This is a genomic window from Catenuloplanes nepalensis, assembly GCF_030811575.1.
GTDB classification, from domain to species: domain Bacteria; phylum Actinomycetota; class Actinomycetes; order Mycobacteriales; family Micromonosporaceae; genus Catenuloplanes; species Catenuloplanes nepalensis.
The window spans coordinates 1,009,894-1,023,984 of sequence record NZ_JAUSRA010000001.1 but is presented as its reverse complement, the minus strand read 5'-3'; the positions used below and the strand labels follow the sequence as shown (position 1 = coordinate 1,023,984).

The window sequence follows — 14,091 nt, the reverse complement described above, 5'->3', positions numbered from 1 at the left end:
GGCAAGTCCGCCGCGGTGGCCGTGCTCATGGCCGGCGTCGGCGGCGGCGTCTATCTGAACCAGGACCGCGCGCAGGCCGAGGACTCCGCCGCCGCGCAGGCCGCCTGGGAGGCCAACCGCGCCGAGGAGCTCTACGTCAAGGACCGCCACAAGGAGTACACGCAGCTCGCCGCGGGCCTGCACGACTCCGGGCGGGACGCGGCCAAGCGCGCCGCCTCGATGGCCGAGGAGCAGGCGAAGCGCGCCCGCGCCGCGAACGACGCGGTCAGCCGGCGCAAGGCGGAGGCCGAGGCCGAGGCGGCCGCCGCGCAGGCTGCCGAGGACGCCGCCAAGGCCGCGATCAAGCCGTACGACGGGCCGGTCCCGTCTTCCTGCGCCTCCTACTCCGGACACCGCAAGACCGGCTGCTCCGTGATGGTCGGCCAGGGCTTCGACGTCTCCGAGTTCGGCTGCCTCGACACGCTGTGGACGCGGGAGAGCGGCTGGAACCCGAAGGCGGCCAACCCCAGCTCGGAGGCGTACGGCATCCCGCAGGCGAACCCGGGCAGCAAGATGGCGTCGGTCGCGGACGACTGGCAGACCAACCCGGCGACGCAGGTCATCTGGGGCCTCGGGTACATCAAGGGCCGCTACAGCACGCCGTGCGCGGCGCTCGAGCACTCCAACGCCTCCGGCTGGTACTGAGGAGCCCCGTATCGACGTGGGGGCCGCGCCGCAGCCCGGCCGTCCACGTCGATGCAGGGCCCGAAGGAGGCGTCCCGCACGACGTGCGGGACGCCTTCGTCTCAGGCGATCCGCGCCAGGTTGGCCGACCCGGGCGCGAGCCGCTTCGCGATCGAGATCGCGGAGACGAGCGCGCTGTCCTGGCTGGCCACGTCCACGGTGTGCGCACCGGCGAACCACAGGTTGCCCGCGCCCTGGTAACCGGCGAGCGCGGCCTGGGCCGGCGCGAGGTCCGGCGTCTCCAGCGCGTGCAGGTAGTCGAACGTGGCGATCGTGTCGGCCGGCAGCTGCGCGCGGTGCGACACCCAGCTCTTGAAGACGGAGACGTCGCGGAACGCGCCGTACCACATGGACGGCTCGCAGTACTGGCCGTCGGTGAGCACGTTGAAGCCGGACCAGTCCTGCCGGTTGACCGGCATGTACGCCGGGTCCGCGTGGATCGCCACCCGCGCCGGGATGTAGCGGAACCGGCCGTACGTGGAGACCAGCCCGGACGTGCCGGCCAGCTGACCGGCGAGCGGACCGGCCGCGTACGGCGGCTGCGCGAACACCACGTGGTCGGCGACGTGCGTGCGCCCGGCGCCGTCCGTGACGTGGTAGACCTCGCCCTGCTTGGACAGCCCGGTCGCGGCCGCGTTCAGGTGCGAGGTGACCGTGGTCAGGCCGGTGCTCAGCGCGGCCACCACGGCGCGCAGCCCGTCCGTGGCGTTGTGGTAGTCGTACGGCGCGAGGAAGCCGTCGCCCAGCCCGCGGATCACGAACGCCAGCACGGAGAACGCGGACATCTCCTTCACCTGCGGCACCGAGAAGCCGAACATCGCGCCGCACAGCGGGAAGAGCAGGTCGTCGCGGACCCACTGGAGCACCGGCAGCGAGTTGATGAAGTCCTCCGCGCTGGTGGTCCGGTCACCGCTCGCCAGCAGCGCCTTGCCGCGGTCGGTGAACGACGCCATGGACACCAGCGCACCCCAGTAGAGCGGGTCGAACAGCGGCCAGACCCGGTTGCTGTCCGGCGAGACCAGCACCGGGCGGGTCACGCCGCGCTTGCTCACGGTCAGGTTCATCGGCGCGGGCACGGTCGGCACGTGCAGCACCTCGGTCAGCAGCCGCCAGTAGGTCGGGTGGCTCTTCGGCCCGAAGTACTGCGCGCCGGCGTCGACCGCGATGTGCGCGCCGTCGATGGTGACGTCGATCGAGCGGGCGTGCCCGCCGAGTTCCGGGCCGGACTCGAGCAGGACCACGTCGTGCTGGCCGTCCAGCAGCCACGCCATCGAGACACCGGCCACGCCGCCGCCGATCACGACGACGCGCTGCCGGGCCGCGGCGACCCGCGCGTGTGCCTGTGTCTCCCGCGCCTGTGTTTCCTGCGCTTGTGCGGTGCCCGGCAGGCCGAGACTCGCGGCGCCGGCCGCCGCGGTCAGGCCCAGCACGGTGCGCCGGGAGATCTGGGGGTGGTGGGGCACGACAACCTCCTGAGAGCGATTCAGCTATCGTCGGCGGTCGATGACCTTACCGGAGAGATCGCTCTCCTGCCCGCCCGCGAGGACAACCCCTCACGAACAGATCCCTGCGGTACGCCCGTGCCGGCCGCACCCCAGAGCGACTTCGGTCAGCTCGTCCCGCCGAGTTCAACGTCGAAACAGCCGTCGCGGCCGCCTCCGCCCCTGGCACGCCACGCGATCGAGGCGCCGGCCACGCCGCCGCAGCGACGTGGCCGGCGCCTCGATCGGCGCACTCGGTGATCGGTCAGATGCGGAACCGGCCGACCACCGTCTCCAGCTCGCTGACCACGCGGTTCAGGTCCGCGACCGTCTCGCCGGCTTCGACCAGCGACTCCGTGGTCGCGCGGGCCGCGTTCGCGACACCGTTGATGTTGCTGGCGATGTCCGACGTACCGCCGGAGGCGTCGCCGACGCTGCGGCTCATCTCGCCCGTGGTCGCGGTCTGCTCCTCGACCGCGGACGCGATGGTCAGCTGGTAGTCGTTGATCCGCGCGATGATCCGGCTGATCTCACCGATCGCCTCGACCGCGTTCTGCGTGTCCACCTGGATCGCCTCGACCCGGCGGGAGATGTCCTCGGTCGCCTTCGCGGTCTCCTGCGCCAGGTCCTTGACCTCGCCGGCCACCACCGCGAAGCCCTTGCCCGCGTCCCCGGCGCGGGCCGCCTCGATCGTCGCGTTCAGCGCCAGCAGGTTGGTCTGCTCCGCGATCGAGGTGATCGTCTTGACCACGTTGCCGATCTCCGCGGACGACTCACCGAGCTTCGCGATCGTGTCGTTCGTCTGGTTGGCCACGCCGACCGCCTCCGCCGCGACCTGGGCCGCGTCGTTCGCGTTCTGGCTGATCTCGCGGATCGACGCGCCCATCTCCTCGGAGCCGGCCGCGACCGTGGAGACGTTCGCGGAGACCTCGCCGGCCGCGTTCGACACCACGTCGGCCTGGCTGGCCGCCTCGGCCGCGCTGGACGCGATCCGCTCGGTGGAGGCGGACAGCCGCCGGGCGCCGTCCGCGAGCGTGCGGGAACTGTCGTGCAGCGCCGTGATCGTGGTGCGCAGGCCCTCGCGCGCCTCGTTCGTGGCGACCGCCATCGCGCCGATCTCGTCGCGTCCGCGTACCTCCGCGGCCCTGGTCAGGTCCCCGTCGGCCATCGCGCGCAGCGCGTCGCCGACGCTCTGCACCTGCCGGGTGATCGAGCGGGCCACCATCAGGCCGACGGCGAGCGCGGCGAGCGCGCCGAGCAGCACGGCCGCGATCAGGATGGTACGGGCGCTCTCATAGGTCGCCTGCCCTTCCACCGCCGCGTGGTCCGAATCGGCGACCTCCACGGACTGCATCTGGTTCAGGCCGTCCGTCATCGCCTTCTCGGCCTCGCCGTAGGCGGCGAGGACATCGGCCGGGAGGGTGAACCCGGTCGGCGCCGCCTCACCGAAGAAGTTGACGTTCCGGAGGTTCTTGTAGAGCTCCCAGCCGGCGCCGAACGCCTCCACCGCCTCGGTCCGCTCCGCGCTGGCGTTCGTGCCGACGTTCAGCGCGCTGTACCCCGCGAACGCGTCGTCGACCACCTTGTCGGCGGCCTTCGCCTCCTCGACCGCGTCGGACTTCGCCGCGGCATCGGTGTAGAAGCTGAAGAGCAGCATGCCGCGAAACATCCCGCCGATGCCCTGCCGCATCGTGGCGATCTGGTTCATGCCCTCGACCTGCTCGTTCTTCATGTCCTCCATCTGGGCGCTGAGGTCGGACATGCGCTGCACACAGAGCAGCCCGACCAGCATCGTGATGACGATGACCACGACCGACGACGCCAGGATCTTGGTTCGTACCTTCGTATCGGCCACCAGACGGGTGAGGAAGTTACCCGTGCGGTGCTCCGCGACTTGACTCATCAGACAGGCCCTCCGCCCGTGTACGACACAGCAAACGCCACATCGGCACGAATCAGGCCCGCATGAGCGGAATTCGTCAGTCGTCGTCCGCGGCGCCCCGGCGGCGCATCGCCACCACGGCCGGGGCCAGCAGCGCCAGGATCGCCACCATCCACAGCGTCACGGTGAGCGGCCCGGAGACCAGGATTCCCCAGTCGCCGCCGGAGAGCGCCAGCGCGCGGCGCAACTGCTGCTCGGCCAGCGGCGCCAGGATCAGGCCGACCACCGCGGGCGCGGCCGGCACGTCCGCGCGGCGCATCAGCAGCCCGATCAGGCCCAGACCGATGAGGATCAGCAGATCCGTGGTGGTGCCGCCGGCCGCGAACGTGCCGAGCGCGGCGAAGACCAGCACCCCGGCGTAGATGCCGTACGCCGGGATGGTCAGCAGCCGGGCCCACAGGCGCACCAGCGGCAGATTCAGCACCAGCAGCATCACGTTGCCGATGTAGAGGCTGGCGATCAGCGCCCACACCAGATCGCCGGATTCGGTGAACAGCTGTGGGCCGGGCTGCAGGCCGTACGACTGGAACGCGGTGAGGATGACCGCGGCGGTCGCGGACGTGGGCAGGCCGATCGTAAGCAGCGGGACCAGCACACCGGCCGCGGCCGCGTTGTTCGCCGCCTCCGGCCCGGCCACGCCCTCGATCGCGCCGTGGCCGAACTCGTGGCGTCTCTTGGAGAGGCGCTTCTCCAGCGAGTAACTGAGGAACGTGGGCACGTCCGCGCCGCCCGCGGGCAGGCTGCCGATCGGGAAGCCGATCGCGGTGCCGCGCAGCCAGGCCGGCCAGGAGCGGCGCCAGTCCTCGCGGGACAGCACGGCCCGGCCGCCGATCGGCATCACCCGGCTGTCTCCGGTGCCGGCGAGCAGATGGCCGAACGCCTCGCCGAGCGCGAACAGCGCCACCACCACGATCACCACGTCCACGCCGTCGAGCAGCGCGGGCAGGCCGAAGTCCAGGCGCGGCTGCCCGGTCAGCGTGTCGATGCCGACCAGGCCGATCGTGGCGCCGAGGGCCAGGCTGGCCGCGCCCTTGACCAGGTTCGGGCCGAGCAGCGCGCTGACCGTGACGAACGCGACCGCCATCAGCGCCACGTACTCCGGCGGGCCGAAACCGACCGCGATGTCCGCGACCAGCGGCGCGGCGAAACTGAGCGCGATCGTGCCGATGGTGCCGGCCACGAAGCTGCCGATCGCGGCCGTGGCCAGCGCGGCCGCGCCCCGGCCCGCGCGCGCCATCCGGTTGCCCTCCAGCGCGGTCACCACGGACGCGCTCTCGCCGGGCGTGTTGAGCAGGATGGACGTGGTGGAACCGCCGTACATGCCGCCGTAGTAGATGCCGGCGAACAGGATCAGCGCGGCCGCCGGTTCCAGCCGGAACGTGACCGGCAGCAGCAGCGCCACGGTCAGCGCCGGGCCGATGCCGGGCAGCACGCCGACCGCGGTGCCGATCGTGACGCCGACCAGCGCCCACAGCAGGTTCATCGGGGTGAGCGCGTCCGCGAACCCGGTCAGCAGCGCGTCCACGTCAGAACCCCCACGGTCCGGCCGGCAGGATCAGCCCGATCAGGCCGTCGAAGATCAGGAACACGGTGCCGGACAGCGCGAAGCCGTAGGCGGCGGTCCGCAGCGGGTGCGGCGCGCCGAGCAGCAGCGCGGCGGCGGTGAAGAGCCCGGTGGCACACAGCGTCCAGCCGGCGAACGGCAACAGCACCGCGAACGCGATCAGCGCGGCGATCAGTGCCGCCAGGCGGCCCAGTCTCGCGCGTCGTTCCGTCAATGCCGCGAGGGTACGGAGGGCGCCGCGCGACTGCACGCAGAGAGTCGCGCCCAGCGTGCCGAGCAGCACCCCGAGCAGCGTCGGGGCTGCCGCCGGTCCCACCGGCCCGCCGCCGTCCCGCAGCGTCGCGGCGTCGGCCAGCACCACCACCGCCCCCACGATCATGACGATCCCGAGCAGCGCGGTCGCGCGCTCCTCCCCCGCCCTGTCGACGCGCTCGCCGGCCTCCGGCACGTCGCTGAGCGCGCCCTCGGGCGCGTTCGCAGGCGCGTTCACGGGCACGGTCCCGGGCACGGTCCCGGGCGCGGTCCCGGGCGCGGTCCCGGGCGCGGTCCCGGGCGCGGTCCCGGGCGCGGTCCCGGGCGCGGTCCCGGGCGCTTCCGTGGGCGCTTCCGTGGGCGCGTTCGCGGGCGCGTTCGCGGGCGCTTCCGTGGGCGCGGCTTCGGGTGTCGCTCGGGGGGCGTCGGGCTCGGGTGCCGTCATGCGAGTCCCATCTTCGCCAGCACGTCCGCGACGCGCCGCTGCTCGGAGTCGAGGAACGTCTCGAACTCCGGTCCGGTGAGCGTGGCGTCGCCCCAGCCGCGGTCCGCCAGCGTCTGCCGCCACGGCTCACTCGCGGTCATGTCGGTGATCAGCTGCTCCAGCGCGGCCTCATCCTCCGCGCTGATCCCGGGCGGGGCGACCGCGCCGCGCCAGTTGGACAGCTCCACGTCCACGCCCTGTTCGCGCAGCGTGGGCACGTCCGGCAGCGCGGGCAGCCGGGCCGCGCTGGAGACCGCGAGCGGCCGGACCGTACCCGCCTCGATCTGGGAGATCATCTCGGAGACGCCGGAGACGCCCGCGGTGGCGCGGCCGGAGAGCAGCGTGGCGAGCGCCTCCCCACCACCGGAGTGGGCCACGTAGTTGACCCGGGCCGGGTCCGCACCGATCGCACCGGCGATCAGCCCGGTCAGGATCTGCTCGACGCCACCGGCCGACCCGCCGCTGAACGACACGGACGGCAGGTCCGCGCGCATCTTCTCGGTCAGCTGGGAGAGGTCCCGGATCGGCGAGTCCGCGGGCACGACCAGGATCTCGTAGTCCGTGGTGAGCCGGGCCAGCGGCGTGGTCCGATCCAGCCGCACCGGCGCGTCGTCGCTCTCGATCGCACCCACCATGACCAGGCCGAACACCATCACCTGGGTCGGATCGCCGTCGTGCCGGACGAACTGACTGAGCCCGATCGTGCCGCCCGCGCCGGCCACGTTGTAGACCTCGGTGCGACCGGCCGTCCCGCGCAGCGCGGCCTGCATCTCGCGCGCGGTCTGGTCCCAGCCTCCACCGGGCGCGGCCGGGGCCATCAGCCGCAGCTGACGGCCGTGCAGGAACCCGGCGTCGGCCTGTTCACCGCGCCCGGCCAGCGTGGTCGCGACCAGCAGAACCCCGACCAATGCGGCGGCCGCGTACGGCACCGAACCGCGCCAGCGCATCGCACCGCCTCCCTACCGTGGACTCGACGACCCGTCTCTGTATACATTCGCCGAGTTGGATCTTCAAGCCTTTCAATGTTGCGGAGGTCGCCGTGATCGACGATCGTTATGACGTCGTGGTCGTGGGCGGCGGCAACGCGGGGTTCTGCGCCGCGCTGGCCGCGGCCGGGCGTGGGCGCCGGGTGCTGCTGCTGGAGAAGGGCGATCCGGACGAGGCCGGCGGCAACAGCTTCTACACGGCCGGCGCGTTCCGGGTCGCGCACGCGGGGCTGCCGGACCTGGCCGAGATCCTCGATCACGACGACCGGCACGCGGAGACCGTGCTCCCGCCGTACCCGCCGGGCGCCTTCGTCTCTGATCTTGAACGGGTCACCGAGGGGCGCACGGATCCGGTGCTGGCCGCCGCACTGGCCGGGGAGAGCCGGGCCACGCTGGGCTGGCTGCACTCGCGCGGACTGCGCTTCCGGCTGATGTACGAGCGGCAGTCCTATCAGGACGCCGACGGCCGGCACGTGTTCTGGGGCGGGCTCGCGGCCGGCAGCACCGGCGGCGGCAAGGGGCTGATCGCACAGCACACGGCCGCGGCCGCCGCGGCCGGCGTCGAAGTCCGCTACGGCTGCCGCGCCGGCGAACTGCTGCGCGAGAACGCGCGCGAGCCCGAGAACGCGCGCGAGCCCGAGAACGCGCGTGAGCCCGAGAACGCGGCCGGGAGCGATCCCGGGAGCGTGACCGGAGGCGGGATCGGGCCCGGGATCGCGGGCGTGGCCGGGAGCGGGACCGGGCGGGTGGTCGGCGTGCGCTATCGGGGGCCGGACGGCGAGGGCACGGTGGCGGCGGAGTCGGTGGTGCTTGCCGCGGGCGGGTTCGAGGCGGATCCGGCGTGGCGGCGTGAGCATCTCGGCGACGGCTGGGAGCGCGCGCTGGTCCGGGGCACGCCGCTGAACACCGGCGACATGCTGCGCGCGGCGCTCGCGACCGGGGCGGGCCGGGGTGGCGACTGGTCGTCGTGCCACAGCGTGGCCTGGGACGCGGGCGCGCCCGGCACCGGCGATCGTGCGCTGACCAACCGGCTGACCCGGCAGAGCTATCCGCTGGGCATCGTGGTGAACCGGGACGGCCGGCGGTTCCTGGACGAGGGCGCGGACTTCCGGAACTACACCTACGCCCGGTACGGCGGGGAGATCCTGCGGCAGCCCGGCGGCGTGGCGTTCCAGGTCTTCGACGCGGAGATCCGGCCGATGCTGCGCACGGAGGAGTACGACGCGCCGGGCGCGACCGTGGTCGTCGCGCCGTCGCTGGCGGAGCTGGCTGCCGGGATGGGAGTACATGTTGACGAGTTCATCGAGACGGTCAATACATTCAACATGTCAATCAACACGTCAACACGATTCGACCCGTCCATCAAGGACGGGCGCGCCGCACGCACGTCGCCGCCGAAGAGCAACTGGGCGCTGCCGATCCGCACGCCGCCGTTCTACGCGTTCCCGGTCACCTGCGGCATCACGTTCACGTTCGGCGGTCTCCGCGCGGACGACCACGGCCGCGTGCTGACCCCGGACGGCGAGCACCTCCCCGGCCTGTTCGTCTGCGGCGAGATGCTCGGCGGCCTGTTCAGCGGAAACTACCCGGGCGGCTCCGGCCTGACCGCCGGCGCGGTCTTCGGCCGCCGCGCCGGCCTGCTCGCCTAGGCCAGCAGGCCGGGCTGCCCAAGCGGCCGAATCGCCGCACGCCGCACCGCCGCACCCCGCACCGCGCACGCCGCACCGCGCACCCCGCACCGCGCACGCCGCACCGCGCACGCCGCACCGCGGCACCCCGCACCGCCGCACGCCGGATCGCCGCACCGCCGCGCCGCCGCACGCCACGCCGCCGCGCCGCCGCACGGGGGATCGCCGCACCGCCGCGCCGCCGCACGCCACGCCGCCGCGCCGCCGCACCGGGATCGCCGGCGATTGTCGCGGCCGAGGGGCGTGGCGTCAGTCGTTCGGGCTGACCAGGCCGGTGCGGTAGGCGTAGACGACGGCCTGCACGCGGTCGCGCAGGTCGAGCTTGGCGAGGATGCGGGAGACGTACGTCTTGACCGTCTCCGCACCGATCACCAGCTCCGCGGCGATCTCCGCGTTCGAGTGGCCGCCCGCGATCAGCCGCAGCACCTCCAGCTCGCGCGGCGTCAGCGCGGACTCCGCCGTGACCGCGGGGTCGGCCGGGCGGAGGCGGGCCGCGTACCGGCCGATCAGCCGCCGGGTGACCTCGGGCGCGATCAGCGAGTCGCCGCGCGCGACCGTGCGCACACCGGCCACGAACGCGTGCGGCGACGCGTCCTTGAGCAGGAACCCGGCCGCACCGGCGCGAAGCGCCTCGTACACGTACTCATCAAGGTTGAAGGTCGTCACGACCAGGATCTTCATCGGGTCCCGGACGCCGGCCCCGGCCAGCCGCCGGGTCGCCTCGATGCCGTCCATGACCGGCATGCGCACGTCCATCACCACCACGTCCGGCCGCAGCCGCAGCGCGGTGTCCACGGCGGACCGCCCGTCGCTCGCCTCGCCGACCACGGTCATGTCGTCCTGTGCGTCCAGGATCGTGACGAATCCGGTCCGGATCAGCGCCTGATCGTCCGCGACCAGGACCGTGATGCTCATGCCGGGATCACCGCGGCGCCTCGGTCACGTCGTGCTCGCCTCATGCCAGGTCTCCTACCTCGCCTCATGCAAGGTCTCCTACCTCGCCTCATGCCAGGTCTCCTACGGGGATGCGGGCCCGAACGGTGAATCCGCCGTCCGGGCGGGGGCCGGACTCGAACACGCCGCCGAACAGCTCGACGCGCTCGCGCAGCCCGGCCAGGCCACGGCCGGAGCCGCCCACGCCTGGCACCGGGCGGGCCGCGCCGGACGTGGTCACCTCGATGTCGACGCCGTCGGTGCGGCAGGCGAGCCGGACCAGCGTGCGGGCGCCGGTCGCGTACTTCAGCGCGTTCGTCAGCCCCTCCTGCACCACGCGGTAGGCGGCCAGCTCGCGGCCCGCGCCCAGGTCCGGCCGGTCGCCCTCCTCGCGCAGCTCGACCGGCTGGCCGGCCGCCCGGGACTGCTCCACCAGCTCCGCGACCTGCGCGAGCGTGGGCAGCCGGTCCATCGGCGCGCGACGGGCCGGATCGAGCACGCCGAGCAGGTCGCGCAGGTCGCCGAGCGCACGGCGGCCGGTGTCGCCGATCGCGGCCAGGTTCGTGGTGACCTTCTCCTCCGAGGACGCCACGAACTGCGCGGCCCCGGCCTGCACCACCATCGCGGTGACATGGTGGGTGACCACGTCGTGCAGCTCCCGGGCGATCCGCTCGCGCTCCGCGGCCAGCGCGGTCCGCGCGGCGAGCCGGCGTCGCTCCGCCTCGGTGGCGCGTGCCCAGCGGGCCCACGCGCCGAACGTCCAGGCGGCGGCGAGCGCCAGATAGAACAGCGGGTACGCGTCCGGGGACGCGGACGACCCGGCGGCGACCAGACCGGCCGCGAGCAGCACGTACGCCACGGTCAGGACCGCGACGGCCGACCGCCGGAGGCGCCGCTGGTACGCGCCCGCGCTGTAGAGCGCCACCAGCAGGCCGATGCTGGCGAACGACGCGTACCCCCGCAGCTCCTGGACGGCGAAGCCGGCCGACACCAGCGCGATCGTGACCGCCGGCCGGGTGCGGCGCAGCGCCAGCGGCACGGTCATGGCGAGCCCGGCCACGACGCCGAGCGCGTCCAGCGGCCGGATCGGCAGCTCACCGAGCCGGGTGCCGACGAGCGCGAGCGGCGGGAAGAACCCCAGCGCGGCGAAGAGGAGCGCTGTCACTGCATCGCGCACCGTGACGCCGAGTGCCTGCCACTCGCGGCGAATCCGGTCGATCCACGGCACTCGCTGCAGCACCCGCGCAGCGTAACGGTTGCTCATGTCGCTACCGCCATGGGCGCTCCTCCACGTCCGTGCGCGGCGAGATGCGGCGCGACATCACCGACGGTATGTGCGCGACCGGACCGGCGCGTCCCCGCACGGGGATCAACCGGCGATCCCCCGCGCGGGGGATCACGGCCTGCCGGGTCGGCGTACCGCGCCGCGTCGTCTCCGAGGTCGTGCCGAGGCCGGAACGCGACGAATTAGGATGTCGCGCATGGTCAGACGGGGATCCGCGGACGCGACCCGGGAGGAGATCCGGTCGTCGGCGGCCCGGCTGTTCCGGGAGCGCGGATACGCACGCACGTCGGTGCGGGACATCGCGACGGACGCGCAGGCGAACCCGGCGCTGGTCATCCGGCACTTCGGCAGCAAGGAGCTGCTGTTCCTGGAGACCATGGACCTGACCATCGACGACGAGCCGCTGCTGCGTGTGCCGCTGTCCGAGCTGGGCCCGCGGTTCATCGCGGTCGTGCTCGCGTCCGAGCCGCACATCAGGGGCGCGTTCCTGGCGCTGGTCGGCGGCAGCGGCGAGGTCCTGATCGCGGACCGGCTGCGCGAGGTGCACGAGCGGTCGTTCGTGGCGCCGCTGCGCGCGCGGCTCTCCGGCCCGGACGCGGACCTGCGCGCTCGGATCGCGGGCGCGCTGGTGGGCGGCCTCACCTATGCGCTGTGGGTGGTCGGCGACGCGGAACTGCTCGCCGCCGACCCTGATGATCTTGCGGTACGGTACGGCGCGCTGCTGCAGGCCGTCCTCACGCCGTAGCGGGCCTACTGGACCGACCAGCCGCCGTCCGAGGGCAGCACCGCGCCGTTGATGTTGATGCCGTCGTCGCTGAGCAGGAACGTGATCGACGCGGCCAGGTGCTCCGGCAGCGCCACACTCGGGATCTGCGCCAGGAACGGGCCGAGGCGGGCACGGCCGGCCTCGGAGGTGCCGGGCGCCATGCCCGTCGCCACCCCGCCCGGCGCGACCAGGTTCACCCGGATGCCGTGCGGTCCGTACATGAACGCGGTGCTCCGGGTGATGCCGAGCACCGCGTGCTTCGCCGCCGTGTAGGCCAGGCCGGCCGTGTTGCCGCGCAGCGACGCCTCCGAGCCGACGTTCACGATCGCGCCGCGGCCGGCCGCCATCATCACCGGGAGCACGGCGCGGGTCAGCTTGAACAGGCCGTCCACGTTGACCGCGAAGACCCGGTCCCAGATCGCGTCGGTGACCAGGTGGGCGGGCGAGAAGTCGTCCGGGATGCCGGCCACGTTCGCGAGACCGTCGATGCGCGGCCCGCCCGCCTCCACGATCCGGTCGATGCTCGCCGGGTCGGTGATGTCGCCGGCCACCGTGACCACGTCGCCGCCGAGGCCCTCGAGACCGCCGAGCCGGTCCGCGGACAGGTCGACCGCGACTACCCGGCCGCCCTCGCGCAGGACCCGGGAGGCGACGGCGCGGCCTATGCCGGAGGCCGCGCCGGTCACGATCACGGTCTTCCCGGCGAACCGGCCCGGCGTGATCCGCTCGGTCCACGTGCCCTCCTCCTCGTCCGGCACCACACCGTCGTTGACGGCCAGGACCAGGCCCTCGACGACCTCCGCCGGCAGCCGGCCCCCGCTCAGCTCGACGAGCTTGGCGAGCGGCAGCGAGCGGGCCGGCTCGAGCGCGGACTCGTCGAAGCCACCCCGCCCGAGCAGCTCACGCAGCGCGGGACCGCCCTTTTCATGATCCAGCCAGTCCCCGACCGCACTGTTGGCAGTCAGCGTCTTCGATCGCTTCTCCATAACCGCATCCCCTCTCACCAACCAAGTAAACTTAGTTTACTCAGCCGCCCGACCGACGATCCACCGCCCGCCACCCCCCTCCCACCAGCACCGACAACACCCCCGTCCCGACCCACACTCCCCCCGCGCGCACCCGCGCACCCGCGCACCCGCACGCACCCCGGCACCCGCGCACCCGCGGCGCACGCCGGGCGCCTGCGCCCGATATTTCGCAATAAAGGCCACTGAGGCAGCGCCCGCTCGCTGGCGACTCCACCGCGACTGGCGGCGGGACCGGAAGGGAGGCCGCCCGCGGCCGACCGGTGCCCGCGGGCGTGCGGAGAACGTCAGAGTTGCCGTGCGGAGAACGTCAGAGCTGCTTGTGGAAGACGAGGAAGTCGCAGGGGGTGGCCACCCGCGGGGCGAGCGCGGGGTAGACCTCGGCGAAGTCGGCCGTCCGCACGATCCGGTAGCCGATCCGGAGGTACCACTCGCGCAGGAACGCCTTGACCGGATGCTCCCACTCGGTCGGGTAGAGCAGCTCCAGCTGCATCACGGTCAGGCCCTGCGCCCGCGCCCAGCCCTCGGCGAACGTGACCAGCTCGCGGCCGAGGCCGATGCCGCGGTGCCGGGGATGAGCCGCGAGCATGCCGAACTCGCCCTCGCCGCCCGGCAGCCGCTGGACGCGGACGCTGCCGGCCAGCTCCGTGCCGAGTCGGGCGACCACGATCTCGCCGGCGCGGATGAGCGAGGCGGTCTCGGCGATGTCGGTGCGCGCGGTCTCATCCCGCCAGATGCCCTTCTCGCCGGCCGCGTAGACCTCGTTGATCAGCGCGGTCACCTCGGCGGCGAGGGCGTCGCCGGCGTCGGCGGGGGCGAGGGAGATGTCGGCCATGGCCCAAGTATGCCGAGCGCCCGTTCACCGAATGATGCGCGGACTCGGCGACATGTCCCGGGCGCGGCGCACCACCGGCAAAAACCAATAAATCACGTCATAGGGGTACGGGAATCCCTACGCTCTT

General features: G+C 73.2%; 12 protein-coding genes. 3 read left to right on the top strand and 9 right to left on the bottom strand.

What is annotated here, in order from left to right; all coding sequences use genetic code 11:
• The first annotated feature begins 27 nt into the window (after nucleotides 1-27).
• Nucleotides 28-684 carry an aggregation-promoting factor C-terminal-like domain-containing protein gene (locus tag J2S43_RS04280; RefSeq protein WP_442320063.1) on the top strand — a complete coding sequence of 219 codons (657 nt, stop codon included), beginning with the start codon at nucleotides 28-30 and terminating at the stop codon, nucleotides 682-684.
• A 101-nt stretch (nucleotides 685-785) separates the two neighbouring features.
• Here the strand turns inward: J2S43_RS04280 and J2S43_RS04275 are convergent, their stop codons facing one another.
• From J2S43_RS04275 to J2S43_RS04255, 5 genes are all read right to left on the bottom strand, one after another.
• Nucleotides 786-2,186, bottom strand: a complete 1,401-nt coding sequence (locus J2S43_RS04275; RefSeq protein WP_306827241.1) for an FAD-dependent oxidoreductase — start codon at nucleotides 2,184-2,186, stop codon at nucleotides 786-788.
• A gap of 283 nt (nucleotides 2,187-2,469) precedes the next feature.
• A complete protein-coding gene (locus tag J2S43_RS04270; RefSeq protein WP_306827240.1) occupies nucleotides 2,470-4,107 on the bottom strand; it encodes a methyl-accepting chemotaxis protein in 1,638 nt (545 codons plus the stop codon).
• Between the two features lie 76 nt (nucleotides 4,108-4,183).
• The gene (locus tag J2S43_RS04265; protein ID WP_306827239.1) at nucleotides 4,184-5,671 is read right to left on the bottom strand and encodes a tripartite tricarboxylate transporter permease; all 1,488 of its coding nucleotides are present in this window, start codon (nucleotides 5,669-5,671) and stop codon (nucleotides 4,184-4,186) included.
• Nucleotide 5,672: 1 nt separating this feature from the next.
• The gene (locus J2S43_RS04260; RefSeq protein ID WP_306827238.1) at nucleotides 5,673-6,407 is read right to left on the bottom strand and encodes a tripartite tricarboxylate transporter TctB family protein; all 735 of its coding nucleotides are present in this window, start codon (nucleotides 6,405-6,407) and stop codon (nucleotides 5,673-5,675) included.
• Nucleotides 6,404-7,393, bottom strand: a complete 990-nt coding sequence (locus tag J2S43_RS04255; protein ID WP_306827237.1) for a Bug family tripartite tricarboxylate transporter substrate binding protein — start codon at nucleotides 7,391-7,393, stop codon at nucleotides 6,404-6,406. The genes J2S43_RS04260 and J2S43_RS04255 overlap by 4 nt, the downstream gene beginning before the upstream one ends.
• 92 nt (nucleotides 7,394-7,485) lie before the next feature.
• Here J2S43_RS04255 and J2S43_RS04250 point away from each other — a divergent pair, with 92 nt between their 5' ends.
• Nucleotides 7,486-9,081, top strand: a complete 1,596-nt coding sequence (locus tag J2S43_RS04250) for an FAD-dependent oxidoreductase (protein ID WP_306827236.1) — start codon at nucleotides 7,486-7,488, stop codon at nucleotides 9,079-9,081.
• A gap of 288 nt (nucleotides 9,082-9,369) precedes the next feature.
• On the opposite strand, the gene J2S43_RS04245 is transcribed toward J2S43_RS04250, so the two are convergent.
• Entirely contained in the window at nucleotides 9,370-10,035 is a 666-nt protein-coding gene (locus J2S43_RS04245) for a response regulator (protein ID WP_306827235.1), read from the bottom strand.
• An 88-nt stretch (nucleotides 10,036-10,123) separates the two neighbouring features.
• The gene (locus J2S43_RS04240) at nucleotides 10,124-11,293 is read right to left on the bottom strand and encodes a sensor histidine kinase (protein ID WP_306827234.1); all 1,170 of its coding nucleotides are present in this window, start codon (nucleotides 11,291-11,293) and stop codon (nucleotides 10,124-10,126) included.
• 241 nt (nucleotides 11,294-11,534) lie between these two features.
• Between J2S43_RS04240 and J2S43_RS04235 the strand changes: the two genes are divergently transcribed.
• The gene (locus tag J2S43_RS04235; protein WP_306827233.1) at nucleotides 11,535-12,083 is read left to right on the top strand and encodes a TetR/AcrR family transcriptional regulator; all 549 of its coding nucleotides are present in this window, start codon (nucleotides 11,535-11,537) and stop codon (nucleotides 12,081-12,083) included.
• Nucleotides 12,084-12,088: 5 nt separating this feature from the next.
• Here the strand turns inward: J2S43_RS04235 and J2S43_RS04230 are convergent, their stop codons facing one another.
• Together J2S43_RS04230 and J2S43_RS04225 are read right to left on the bottom strand one after the other, a co-directional pair.
• On the bottom strand, nucleotides 12,089-13,090 hold the full coding sequence (locus J2S43_RS04230) for an SDR family NAD(P)-dependent oxidoreductase (protein ID WP_306827232.1): 1,002 nt from the start codon (nucleotides 13,088-13,090) through the stop codon (nucleotides 12,089-12,091).
• Nucleotides 13,091-13,439: 349 nt separating this feature from the next.
• Nucleotides 13,440-13,964: a GNAT family N-acetyltransferase gene (locus J2S43_RS04225; protein ID WP_306827231.1), complete on the bottom strand. Its 525-nt coding sequence runs from the start codon at nucleotides 13,962-13,964 to the stop codon at nucleotides 13,440-13,442.
• Between the last annotated feature and the right edge of the window lie 127 nt (nucleotides 13,965-14,091).

Bases quoted from the DNA above. Each gene is read 5' to 3' on its own strand.
- J2S43_RS04280 (WP_442320063.1), top strand. From the start codon at position 28: ATGGCCGGCGTCGGCGGCGGCGTCTATCTGAACCAGGACCGCGCGCAG.
- J2S43_RS04270 (WP_306827240.1), bottom strand. From the start codon at position 4,107: ATGAGTCAAGTCGCGGAGCACCGCACGGGTAACTTCCTCACCCGTCTG.
- J2S43_RS04260 (WP_306827238.1), bottom strand. From the start codon at position 6,407: ATGACGGCACCCGAGCCCGACGCCCCCCGAGCGACACCCGAAGCCGCG.
- J2S43_RS04255 (WP_306827237.1), bottom strand. From the start codon at position 7,393: ATGCGCTGGCGCGGTTCGGTGCCGTACGCGGCCGCCGCATTGGTCGGG.
- J2S43_RS04245 (WP_306827235.1), bottom strand. From the start codon at position 10,035: ATGAGCATCACGGTCCTGGTCGCGGACGATCAGGCGCTGATCCGGACC.
- J2S43_RS04235 (WP_306827233.1), top strand. From the start codon at position 11,535: ATGGTCAGACGGGGATCCGCGGACGCGACCCGGGAGGAGATCCGGTCG.
- J2S43_RS04230 (WP_306827232.1), bottom strand. From the start codon at position 13,090: ATGGAGAAGCGATCGAAGACGCTGACTGCCAACAGTGCGGTCGGGGAC.
- J2S43_RS04225 (WP_306827231.1), bottom strand. From the start codon at position 13,964: ATGGCCGACATCTCCCTCGCCCCCGCCGACGCCGGCGACGCCCTCGCC.